Source organism: Proteiniphilum sp. UBA5463 (assembly GCF_002427225.1).
Lineage (GTDB): Bacteria > Bacteroidota > Bacteroidia > Bacteroidales > Dysgonomonadaceae > Proteiniphilum > Proteiniphilum propionicum.
This window is the reverse complement of the sequence record NZ_DIQL01000056.1, coordinates 63251-76256: the sequence shown is the minus strand read 5'-3', so window position 1 is coordinate 76256 and position 13006 is coordinate 63251. Positions and strand designations below refer to the sequence as shown.

Annotated in this window: 8 protein-coding genes; all 8 read right to left on the bottom strand. The window is 40.2% G+C overall.

Annotated elements, in window-relative coordinates; all coding sequences use genetic code 11:
• Window positions 1-122: 122 nt before the first annotated feature.
• On the bottom strand, window positions 123-716 hold the full coding sequence (locus B3B27_RS10000) for an RNA polymerase sigma factor (protein WP_238866983.1): 594 nt from the start codon (window positions 714-716) through the stop codon (window positions 123-125).
• A 438-nt stretch (window positions 717-1154) separates the two neighbouring features.
• Window positions 1155-2714, bottom strand: a complete 1560-nt coding sequence (locus B3B27_RS09995; protein WP_286832529.1) for a RagB/SusD family nutrient uptake outer membrane protein — start codon at window positions 2712-2714, stop codon at window positions 1155-1157.
• Window positions 2715-2736: 22 nt separating this feature from the next.
• Window positions 2737-5994 (bottom strand): SusC/RagA family TonB-linked outer membrane protein, encoded by a 3258-nt coding sequence (locus tag B3B27_RS09990; RefSeq protein WP_286832528.1) that lies wholly within the window; start codon window positions 5992-5994, stop codon window positions 2737-2739.
• 533 nt (window positions 5995-6527) lie between these two features.
• Entirely contained in the window at window positions 6528-7463 is a 936-nt protein-coding gene (locus tag B3B27_RS09985) for a tyrosine-type recombinase/integrase (protein ID WP_286832526.1), read from the bottom strand.
• 528 nt (window positions 7464-7991) lie between these two features.
• On the bottom strand, window positions 7992-8378 hold the full coding sequence (locus B3B27_RS09980) for a group II intron maturase-specific domain-containing protein (RefSeq protein WP_286845554.1): 387 nt from the start codon (window positions 8376-8378) through the stop codon (window positions 7992-7994).
• A 721-nt stretch (window positions 8379-9099) separates the two neighbouring features.
• Complete coding sequence (locus B3B27_RS09975; protein WP_286832524.1) at window positions 9100-10821, bottom strand: acyl-CoA dehydrogenase family protein; 1722 nt, start codon at window positions 10819-10821, stop codon at window positions 9100-9102.
• Window positions 10822-10891: 70 nt separating this feature from the next.
• Window positions 10892-11911, bottom strand: coding sequence for an electron transfer flavoprotein subunit alpha/FixB family protein (locus tag B3B27_RS09970; protein ID WP_238866987.1), 1020 nt, complete (start codon window positions 11909-11911; stop codon window positions 10892-10894).
• Window positions 11912-12010: 99 nt separating this feature from the next.
• On the bottom strand, window positions 12011-12883 hold the full coding sequence (locus B3B27_RS09965) for an electron transfer flavoprotein subunit beta/FixA family protein (RefSeq protein WP_238866989.1): 873 nt from the start codon (window positions 12881-12883) through the stop codon (window positions 12011-12013).
• Window positions 12884-13006 lie beyond the last annotated feature (123 nt).

Sequence of the window (13006 nt, the reverse complement as noted above, 5' to 3'; positions counted from 1 at the left end):
CGATTTGAACTCCTACCCTATACAAAAAGCCGACTATCCAGCCGGCTTTTTTGTTTTGTTGACAATGTAATAGACAGATGGTTACAAAAAGATGATTTATCTCTAACCTGAATATCTTATTTCTAACTTAGCGTCAAAATCATTCTGTTATCAATTGCCAGTTTGCGCATGTTGAGGATGGCATAACGCATGCGCCCGAGGGCAGTATTGATGCTCACACCGGTTGCATCGGCTATTTCCCGGAAACTTAAATCCTTATAATATCTCATCTCTAGCACTTCACGCTGTGTTTCAGGCAGGAACCCAATCAGCTTCCTTACATCACTTAGTACCTGTGTCTTCACCATCTCCCTTTCCACATTGTCATTGCAGAGGGAAGGGTTATTCAGCAGGTCCACCTCGTAATCGTCATTGGAAACAGTGTTTTCGTTTTTTTTCTGACGGAAATAGTCGATCATCAGATTATGAGCAATACGCATAATCCATGCTCTGAATTTGCCTGTCTCGGTGTATCGCCCCTGTTTTATGGTAACGATTGCTTTAATAAAGGTATCCTGAAAAATGTCTTCCGCTAGGCCACTGTCGCGTACGGTAAAGAAAATATATGCATAAAGAGGTTGCTTGTGCCTGTTGAGTAACTCATCAAACGCAGCATCATTGCCCCCGGCATACGAAACAACCAACTCCTCATCGGTCATCGTGCAGAAAGTATCCATTGCTTTACTTCTTAAACTATTATGTTAATCAAGTGGAGTAAAGAGGACTTATAGGCGAATGATTTTAGTGTTTGTTATTATTCAGTAACAAAGAAAAATAAAAAACACATAACTGCCAAACATAACAGGAAATAATTCATATTTACCTGATAAATATGAGTCTGCACCTAAAACCGAAATATCAAAATTATAATATGTTATGTATTAAATATAAGTATTTGTTTTGGTCCGATTACATTAATAGAAACTTTTCGGAGGTTACTCATTTATTAATTTGAACAATAACAACACCATTTTGATTTTCAGGTAATGTTGACATCTTTACTTAAAGCGTTTATGACAAAAACCCCTCGCATGGATTACGAGGGGTAGATATAAAGTATTTAAAATTACTGTTATGGATTATTTTTTAATTAATTCAACTTAATTGTATTCAGATTAATCTAATGCATGATTATAATTATACTCTCTGTATGGTGTAAAATATGTCCAGCCATTTGCAAAGTTAGGCTCTAAAGTAATTGCCATTGCTTCAGCAAAACTACCGCCATTGTTAAAATCGTGTCTTACTAGTTTTTCATTGTAACGTTTTTTATCAGGCCAGTCGAAACCTTCACCCCAAAGTTCAATTGCACGATACTTCTTTATTTCTGATTTAAGTTCATTGCCTGTTACAGTACATGTATAAGATGCATCTCTCCCACTATTTTTTATCAAAGTATTCATTGCTGCTTGAGCTCCTGTATCATCATCTTGATAGTGCTTAGCTTCAGCTTCAATTAGATACATTTCTGCAGATCTGAAATGATTAATATAACCTACTCCATTCGAACCTTTAATTGAAAACTTGAAACTCATATAAGCTGCTATTTTATGACTAGGTATCATTGTTTGATGGGCGGCACGAACTTGATTCGCATCAGCTGCTTTTAATAGTTCACCATTAACTTTGCTGTAACCATACAATTTCCCATCCAGGAAAATATTTTTTCGAATATCTGCATCAGGAATTTTATCGTACAGTTCTTTACTTATACATACCGGATAGGTACGGATTATTGAAGTATTGGCATCATAAGCCATGTATGAATGAAAACCATAGTAGTATAGAGTTTGATCGTCACCGCCATAGCTTCCCCAAATCCATTCCTTGTTTGGTTCGCTAAAACCTGAAGTATATTCGGCATTTGACATAAGTGGATATTCTGCACGTGCTTCAACAGCTTTGGAGGCGGCAGTTGCATAATCTTTTCGATTTAGGGCAGCCCGTGCGTAAACGGCGTTTGCTACATCAATATTTGGCTCCCAAATATTGTTCCTTTTTATTCCGCTTGATTTATAAAGACTAATAGCTTCGTCAAGGTCTTTGTAAATTTGTTCATAGATATTTCCGGAAGAAGACAAAGGGACATCGGTCTCTTCCATATTTTCTTCTGTTCGCAGTACCAGACCATTATTACGTTTTGAAACAGCTGTTCCGTTACTGCTATCATCCCATCTATAACAATAGAATTGAACTAACTGTGTATAGCAGTACGCGCGGTATGTAAGAGCTTGAGCCTTAATATATTGTCGCTGTTGTTCTGTTCCGGTTGCATCATCAATACTTGCAATAATGCTGTTTGCATTTCCAATCAGTTCATAATAGTAAAACCATGGGTAACCATTGTATGAGATGCTATTGCTATTTTCTAAATAATTGGAGTTCATAACTCTACTCCATCCGGTAAGGCGAGGGCGGCTGAAATTTTCACCGGTATATTCACCAAACAGAAATTTAATTGTTCCTTCTCCGCAAAAAACTTGTGAAAAATCACTGTATTGATTAACCATCAACCTTGCAATTCCATTTATTGCCTGTTTGGCATTGTCAGTCGTTTCAAATATTGTTTTTGTTGATGTTGAACTTGTTGGGACTGTGTCCAAATAAGTATCTGAACAACCAGTTGAGGCTGTTATTAATATAAACAATAATGCAATATTCTTAATATTTTTCATATTTTAAATCCTTTCTGTTAAATTAAAATTGAACATTTATGCCTAATATTGCTACACGCGCCGGAACATAGGCATTGTACGTAACACCACCAAACGATTGTTGAGGATTAAGCCCCTGCATTTTTGTAAATATGGCTAGATTATCGACTGAAGCTGTAAGACGGACTCCACTTAAACCTACCTTAGAAATTACATTTTGTGGGAGAGCATAACCCAGTGTTATATTTTTGATTGTTAAATAATCAGAACTCATTATGAAGCGTGATGAAGTTGAGTTATTGAATGAACTTTGGGTAGTATTTAAAGCCGGCATTCCATCTTTATCTATTCCGGTACCTGCTTGCTCGGGTGTCCAGGAGTTGAGGAGGTTTTTGTGTAATGCACCTGGTGTTGTGCCAATACTCATCAACGACATATAAGAATTATCAATCATTTTGCCGCCTAACTGATAAGTGAGCAGTGCTGAAAGCGAAAAATTTTTCCAGCGTAACGATGATGTAAACGAACCATAAGCCTTAGGTATAGCACTATCGAAATAGTCCTTCTTAGCGAAACTTGTATTATAAACATAAGCCTGCCCATCAATTATCGTATAGTTTTTACTCTCTAGCGCCAGTCTATCCTCATCATCCCCAATTGATGCTCCTGTTCCCTTGTAATCGGGTTCGTTTATAAAGTAAGTTATATCATCTAAACGATATAAAGAGCGACCATTACTTTTATCTATTCCTTCGAAAGCATAAAGATAAAAGTCGTAAATACTGTGTCCCTTCATATATTTTCTTACTCCGGTTTCGTATCCTTCTTCGCCAAACTCTGCCGGAAGTTCTTTAATCTGATTACTCAAAAAGTTGAGATTTAATCCAAAATTCCAAGTCCAATCTTTAGTTTTAACGATATCCACATCAGCCCCAATTTCGAATCCTCGATTAGACATTGAGCCAAAGTTCATAGTTTGGACAGGGTTAATACTGGAAGGGGTTCCTCCAATTGATATTGGCCTGTTAACGTCAAATAACAGATCTTTCGAAGTTTTATCAAAATATTCAACAGTTAGATTTAAACGATTGAAATATCTTCCCTCCAATGCAACGCTCATTGATTGTGATTTTTCCCAACTAATATCTGTAGCTTCATTTTGGGTTTTGTAATAAGCTCCTTTGCCTCCGTTTTGGCTCGAATTGTAAAGCCCCATATATGCGTAGTAACCTACTCCGGCATCTTGCCCCACTTCGCCAAATGCTGCACGAAGTTTCAAGTTGTTTATCCAGTTATACTGTCTGATAAAATCTTCTCGAGACAGTACCCAGCTACCACCTAATGACCAAAAATTACCCCAACGATAATCGGGATGGAATCGAGAAGATCCGTCACGTCTAACCGCTAATTCTCCAAAGTATTTTCCATCGTAATTATATGCAAATCGGCCAAGATAGCCTTCGGTTCTGTAATCAACCGAGTATCCGTTTATAGCAGTATTTGTACTAAAATTTGACAACTCCATTATGTTTGGTAATTTCTCGTCTTGTTTATAAACGTATGTGTACTGATAGTTATACCAATAGTTTTCATGACCTGCCAAAACTTCCACATTATGAATATCATTAAACGATTTTTTCCAAGTAAGCATTTCTTGTAGCGTATAGTTCTTATAGCGATAGTCCACTTGCTTCATGCGCCCTTTTCCTGCTCCATCACCTATCGTTGAATTGTCATATGTACTATTTGAAGATGTACGATTATTCATATTTCCATTAATTTTCAGTGAAAAATCTTTTAGAAAATAGATTTCTGCAAATGCTCCACCTTCACCGGTATTACGGATTGTCCTATCTTTGTTTAATTCATATTCCCAAATAACATGGCGATTTGGATATTGCGCCCGGCCATATTCAGTACCACCGTCGTACTGTTTATTTCCATTTACATCAAGTATATATTCTCCTGTTTCGGGGTTGTGTAAATGTACTGGATAAACAGGTGCCATATTACGAGCGTACATAAACGGATTTATGAATGAATTACTACTTCCAGTATCGGCTGACATACTCCTGTAACGTTGATGTGATGTTGAAAGATTCAAACCTACCTTAAGCCATTTTGCAGCCATTGAAGTGATGTTTGTACGTCCTGTAAAACGCTCGCCTGAAGAAAATTTCATAAAACCTTCTTCATCTAAATAACCAAGCGAGAAAAAATAAGTGGTCCTTTTTGTACCTCCGGATGCGTTAAGGTTATAGTCCTGTCTAAATCCTGTACGTTCCATATCTTTATACCAATCCAAATCATCAATATAGCCAGGTTTAACCTGTGCATCACTTGTCAGTTTTCCGTTGGCATCGAATAAATTATCCCATGATTTGCTGAAGATATTGTAGTTTTCTCCCACGTCGGATTTCACAAGATTCACTACTCCAGGATTAGCATCATTCCAGGTTTCATATTTTCCTGGATCAGCATCGGTAAACTTAGAATTGCGCCGGGCTTGCCATTGTGCTTCCATAAATTGTCTGGCATCAAGGCGGGCATAATCTTTGGTAGCTCGCTGAAAAACACCTTGTTTTATGTCTGCTGTGACTTGAAGTTTTTCTTCCCCAAGATTTCCTGATTTAGTTGTAATTAATATAACCCCGTTGGCTGCGCGGTTTCCATACAAAGCCGCAGAAGAAGCGTCTTTTAACACTGAAATAGATTCAATGTCGTTGGGATTTATATCAGAGACATTGCCTCCCATAGGTACTCCATCAACCACGTAAAGGGGTGTATTTGATCCAGTTATTGAGTTAAATCCTCTTATACGTATAGTAGCTTCAGCACCTGGCTCACCGTAAGAATTATTTACTTGAACACCAAGCGCCTGTCCTTCTAAAGCAGCAGTTGCAGAAGCAATAGGACGCTGGGTGATTTTTTCTGTCTTTACTTGAGCAACAGCGCCGGTAATCGCTTCTCTGCGCTGTTGACCGTAGGCTACTACAACTACTTCGTCTAATAATTCTGAATCCGTAACCAACACAACTCTCACGTTAGCACTTACCTCCACTTCCTGTGTGGTGTAGCCAACATAAGAGACAAGCAACGTACCGTTAGCTGGAGCCGATAGATTAAAGTTTCCATTACTATCAGTAATAGTGCCTTGTGTTGTTCCTTTTAACTGAATGGTTGCACCAATTACAGGTTCTCCATTCTCATCCAACACATTACCTCTCACCTGTGTCTGGGCAAGCACAATCCCTATTCCAACAAAAAACAGGGTAAAAAACAAAAATAGTTTTCTTTTCATAAACTCTACTTTTAAATTAAACAATTATCATATTTTAAATCGTCATTCAATTCGAAATAATCGCTATTGTTTTATAAAAAAACATGATTTATTGATTGTAAATAAATGGTATCAATTTAAAAATCTTGATGGATTTCTTTAGCATAAGCTATTAGCATAAAATAAGATTAAATGTTTTATTGCAAATATAAATTAAATTTTTGATATCTAGTAGTACTTATATGTTTATTTTAATTTTTTGAAACATTCCTTAGAGATTAAATGTGTTTATATTACACTTCTAAATGGGTTATTTAAAGCTAAATGCAATTGCATCAGAATATATCATTCGATGTACTTTATTTTCCTGATTAAAGTTAATTAATTTTAATTTTTGTCTCTAAAGAAAGCTTATTCGAATTGCATTTGCTTTCTAATAAACCGTTCAGTAAATAATCGAGTAGGAAGATAGGAATTAAATCCCTATCTGTCCTCTCACACCACCGTAATACCAAATTTTGGATTACAGTGGTTATAACAACTTAAAAGTAATTTCAACTTACAGATGTAATAAACACGTGCACAGGAATGTACTGGCTTCTCCTGACGCTTCCTTTCCCAAGTATCGACACAAAAGGCCTGTCCTTAACGTTTAGATGTAAATCCCGTAGTCGTATTGAAAGGACTTCGTCTATCCGGCATCCCGTGGTGTACATCAGCGACATGAGCACATAATCCCGCATGCCAGTAAATGTTCTTATGTCTGGGATCGAGAGTAATGTTTTCACTGCATTTTTCGACAAACTTTTTACTTGAGGTTTATCGGTTTTGAAAAAAGCGACATCCCTTGAAGATAGGTAAATGGAAGAATATCGCAAATTTCTCCTGGAAATAAATTTCAGGAAAGGCCTTAAACATGAGAGTCTTACATTGCAGCTTTGCGGCTTGATTTTTTCTATCGCATACTGATGCCTTAGTTCTCTTGCATACGCGATGGCTGTATTCTGTTTATACCAACAGGCACGGAACTGGTCTGAAAGCCATTTGTTTCTGTGGTAATTGTCATGCTCATCCGGGAAAAGCACCTTATGCCCGGGTAGCAACTTCTCGATGGAAAAGTCATAAGATTCAAGTAATTCTCTCATGCTATCATGAAGGACAACGAAGTGTTCCACGTGTCCTTTCGTTTGCCTGACTGTAATAACACCGGTCTTAAAGTCGACGTCGCATCGATTTAACATCCGAGCCTCTAATACGCGAAGGCCTGTTGAATAAAGTAAACGAAAGATAACCGGCACAACTTTCTTCCTTAGACGTTGGGATAGAGAGTTGTTAGCAGTAAGTCCATCGCAGTTTTCAAAGAAACATGAAAGTTCTTGTCTTGTAAAATAATGAGGTACAAAAATGTTTCCTACATATGGAGGCTTCGGAGGGATATCTAATGAAGCCGGATTAAGAATACTATTAACGTACCTGAGAAAGGGAAGCACTTTATAAATCCGTGACCGGTAAGTTATATGTTTTTCCTTTGATGAGATGACTTGTCAAATGATGACGGAATATATGTGTCCCTTTTCTACCCCCTTCGGTGCGGACCCCTGCCAGTTTGAATACCTTGTCCATCACGTCATAAATAGATCCGCCTTTAAGTCGTCTTGGAGCTCTGTCAGTGGTGAGAAAAAGGCAATATTATTCCACGATATGTAACTGTGACTATAGTCGTTTTCCGTCAGATATGCCAAGAGCGCATCACCTTTTTTGTGAATCGTGAAAATACTCATGATCTAAAAATTATATTGATTAGGATCTCAAATATAATCACAATTCTTTTTGAGCTAGCATTCTATTAATTTGTAATATAGTATCAGTTTTTGGAGTTATTTCCGAGTTGTTATAACCATCATGTACTTACGTGTATGGCGGTTACTTTAAAGTGGATTACGAGACAATAGTTTGTAGTTATCAGTAAGGCTAAAATAACCTTGTTCGAGAAACCAAACATTGTTCATTCCTATGTTCTATGCAGGGCCGTTGTATAAACGCCACCAACCCTTTCCGCTCAATACAATACGCCAACTAAATGTTTTCTCTAATCGGATTTTCATTCTGACAAGACGAAAATACGCCAACCACCCTCGCAATATCCGATCCAGCTCTTTCAGAATTTGTTCGAAAGATACGCCCCTGTTTTGAAGGGTTATATCTTTGAATTTGTCTTTCAAATTTTGTTCGCTTTTATCACTCAGGCGTAACGTGTCTTCGGATAGAAAACTATACCCTATATACGTTACTTCCGTGCATTTCTTTATCTCGTTCTTGCCCCGATTGACTTTCAAGAGCATTCTCTCCTCAATGAAGCGAATGATGCTTCCGTTTACCCGTTCGGCAGATTTTTTATTACCCACGAATATCCGAACTTCGTCTGCAAAACGGACAAAATTCAGTCAGCACCTCATCAATTCCTTGCCTAACTCGTCAAGTATGATATTCAACAGCAAATGACTTAAGGGACTGCCTTGCAGCTTTCCTTTTATCAATTGCGTTTAAAGTCCCTATTGCAACGTATGATGAGCACTGTGGGGGGTGACGTGAACCATAGTTGTGACAGGAAGACAACGGGTTGTCAATGAATTGCAAGACCTCATTGACGGTTTGCTGTACTAACCGGTTTTTGGCTGTCGAGATAACCAACTGTCTGAAACCGCCTTACGGTTTGGAAATGCGAACTACCTTGACGCTTTCAGGTGTGTATGTGTCGTTGAGAATTTCGGATTGGAATTCCTTATAGTTGTTGGAAAAACAAATGCCGAATTTTCCTACACTTTGTTTGTTAAAACCGCTGCTGCCGTCATTGCGACGAACTTGTTCATAGTATTTGACGTCCGACGGCTTTCTTCTTCACATAAAGATAGCCACACACAGTACTTACCTGCTCGATCGGTCACGAGTTCGTCGCCTACTTCCTTCAGATTCACACTCACGAACGACACCCTTGTCTTTAACTAACATTTCCTACACTGCGGGCACGTTCGGACTTGCACTCTATAAAATATGGTATGCGTAACTCACACAAAAAAAGGGATCCGTGATAGACCCCTTGTAAAGTGAATATGCTTTTTAATAGGATTACTCTTCGGCGAGAGCCGGTTTATAGTAAGCCATATCTTCGATACGCGACTTGGTAACAAAATTGTAGTTCTTCACCACCTCTATCTGTCCATAATGGATATATACCTCTGCACTTCGGCGGAACAGCTCCGGATCTTTATTGGCATCCTGCAGAAGCAGGTGTCCCATGATTATATGTCCGGCACTCTCCACAAGCCGGCGAGAGTGAAAATCGAGATAATCCTCATCTTTGGGTGCGGTAACCAAATCGACCAACTTTTCATACATCTGTGTCATCTTCGACAGTACCCGCTTCAGCGGCTCTAGCTCGGGCGCAACCGGCATATCGGCATACTCTTTGATCCTTTGAAGATAGGTTCCTGTAGTGACATGACGGATGGCAGCCACCACCTGCAACTGCGTGGTACCTTCATAGATATTGGTAATACGTGCATCGCGATAGAGCCGCTCACACTTGTAGTCTTTCATATAACCCGATCCGCCATGTATCTGGATGGCATCGTAGGCATTCTGGTTGGCATACTCGCTACTCATACCCTTACCGAGGGGTGTGAAGGCATCGGCCAGGCGAGAGTAGTACTTCATCTCATTCCGTTCTTCAGGTGTAAGCTTGCGTTCTCTTGCAATATCTTCCAGTGTTTTGTACATATCTACAAAACGGCAGGTCTCATAGAGCATGGTACGTGATGCATCGGTCCTGGCACGCATGTTGGCCAGCATCTCGTAAACCGGAGGAAACTCTATGATGGCTTTTCCAAACTGACGGCGCTCGATAGCATAGTTGTATGCTTCGCGGGTGGCGGCTTCGGAAAGGCCTACCGACTGGGCAATAATTCCCAGGCGTGCACCATTCATAAGCGACATAACATATTTAATCAATCCCATCCGGCGTGTACCTACTAACTCAGCTTTTGCATTTTTGAAAACCAGCTCGCAAGTAGGTGCTCCCTTGATCCCCATCTTGTTCTCAATGCGGCGCACGTTGACACCTCCGTTTTTCTTATCATAAACAAACATCGACAGGCCCCTGGCATCTTTAGTGCCTTCTTCAGAACGGGCAAGCACAAGGTGAATATCGGCATCGCCGTTAGTAATAAAGCGCTTCACTCCGTTCAGGTACCACTGATTTTCTTTTTCGTTGAAAGTGGCCTTCAGCATCACTGCCTGCAGGTCTGATCCAGCATCGGGCTCTGTGAGGTCCATCGACATGGTCTCGCCCTTCACGATACGGGGCAGATATTTTTCCTTCTGCGCTTCATCGGCAAATTCATAGATAGTTTCGCCACAATCCTGCAACATCCAGATATTCTGAAAGCTGGCATCGGCACGGCTCACAATATCGGCACTCATCATATAGGGTACCATGGGAAAGTTAAGACCGCCATACCTGCGGGCCAAACCCATTCCCATCAACTCTGCCTTATTAAGCGCATTGAGGTTCTCCTGCGTGGGGCTGGCATAAGTCACACGCCCGTCTTTAACGGTAGGGCCACACTGATCAACACTTTCGGAGTTGGGTTCAATGATGTCACCGCAGATCTCGCCCACCACTTCCAGCACTTTATTGTAACTGTCCATTGCATCTTCGAAGTCCATTGGGGCATAGTCGTAAGTATCCTTGTCAGAGTAGTTTCTCTCTTTCAATTCCACAATTCGTTTCATCAGTGGATGATGAATATAATGACGAAATTGTGGTGTATCTGTGTAAAAGTTTGCCATTTCTTTTTCGGTATATTTTTGTTATTGTCTTTTATATCAAAGAGCTTTGCTGTCACTCTTCAATTTTCATTTATTTCGTGTTTTTCTTATAATATTTAATCATCTTCGGTATCACCTGCTCAATTTCTCCGGTAATTACATAGTCGGCAATAGCATTGATGGGCGCATTGGGATCGTTGTTAATAGAAATGATGATAGAACTATCTTGCATACCGGCAATATGCTGTATCTGTCCCGAGATGCCACAGGCGATATACACTTTAGGGCGGACGGTTACACCCGTTTGTCCCACCTGACGTTCATGTTCTACAAATCCGGCATCTACAGCTGCACGTGATGCGCCCACTTCAGCACCCAGCACGTCGGCAAGCTGGTAGAGCATCTGGAAGTTTTCTTTCGACCCCACGCCATAACCTCCTGATACAATGATGGGTGAATTTTTAATATTTACCTTTGATTTCTCAACGTGACGATCGATAATGGAAACAATGAAGTCTTCTTCTTTCACAAAATCTTTCACATTGTATTCCACTTTTTCACCTTTATAGTTAAGATCGTAAATCTCCTTTTTCATAACCCCTTCGCGTACCGTAGCCATCTGCGGACGATGATCGGGGTTAATGATCCATGCCACAATATTTCCACCAAAAGCGGGACGTATTTGATAGAGAAGGTTCTCATAATTTTTTCCAGCTTTTTTATCCTCGTGGTCGCCTATCTCTAACGAGGTACAGTCGGCGGTTAACCCGCTTCCCAATGCCGATGATACGCGTGGGCCAAGGTCGCGCCCTATAATGGTAGCCCCCATAAGACAGATTTGCGGCTTTTCTTTTTTGAAGAGTTCCACCATGATGGATGTATGAGGCAGTGTGGTATAAGGCGACAATCTGTTATCTTTGAAGATATGCAACACATCTACTCCATAGGGAAAAACCTGTTGATCAACATTATCGAGTTTTGATGCAGCAGCCACAGCCTCAAGCTTGCATCCCAGCTGGCTGGCAAGCGATCGCCCTTTGGTCAGCAGTTCCAGACTCACATCAGCTACCGTTCCCTCTTCTATTTCCAAATATACAAATAAGTTGTTCATTTATTCTTAATAAATTAGACTATTTCCTACCATAACAGATTTCAAACATACTTCTATTCTGTTCATATAGCTTAGCAAAATAGTTCATTGTAATTTTTATTATCCAATCGTATGACTTTCTATTAGCTCCCTCATCAGCTCGTCAATCTCCATATCACTGCCGCTGAGTCTTTTGCTCTCTTTGGCCTGAAAGACAACGTTCTCAATCTTTTTCACTTTCGTAGGAGAACCGGAGAGGCCGCACTGAACTATGTCCGCATCTACATCGGCCACACTCCATTCGGTTAAGTTCAGATAGGGGCGACTGCTATATATATCTATGTAGTCGATATTTTCAGTCTGACGCTCGGTGATGGTTCTGGCGTGTTTATACTTTTGCAGCAGCTTCGCATTGCGGGGCCTGCATGTTCGAGCCGATCCGTTAACGGTAATCAACACCGGAAGGGGGCACTCCACCACTTCTACACCGTTATCAAGGCGCCGTTTAACAGTTACCTTATTTTTTTCTATTCTTTCGATGTCCTCGGCATAGGTAATTTGGGGTATTCCCAGTTTTTCGGCCACCTGGGGACCTACCTGGGCGGTATCACCATCGATAGCCTGTCGTCCGGAAATGATGATATCGAATTTTCCAAGTTTCCTGACAGCCATGGCCAACGCATACGATGTAGCCAGCGTATCGGCACCGGCAAAAGCCCTGTCGGTCAATAACACTCCGTCATCTGCACCACGGAAAAGCCCTTCGCGAAGGATTTCGGCAGCACGTCCCGGTCCCATAGTCAGCACCGTAATTGTAGATCCCGGATAGCTCTCTTTGATTCCAAGGGCCTGCTCCAAAGCATTCAGATCTTCGGGATTGAATATAGCGGGAAGTGCCGCTCTGTTTACAGTTCCATCGGCTTTCATCGCATCTTTCCCAACATTGCGTGTATCAGGTACCTGCTTCGCCAACACAATAATGTTAAATGTCATACTTCTGTTAGTTTCTTTTTTTATTTTTCTGTTGTGTATTTTTAAGAGTGCCACAAATATACATAAAAAATTGCCAAGCCAATCATAGGGAAACGAACTTTCTAAAAAAAGAAATAATCGTAT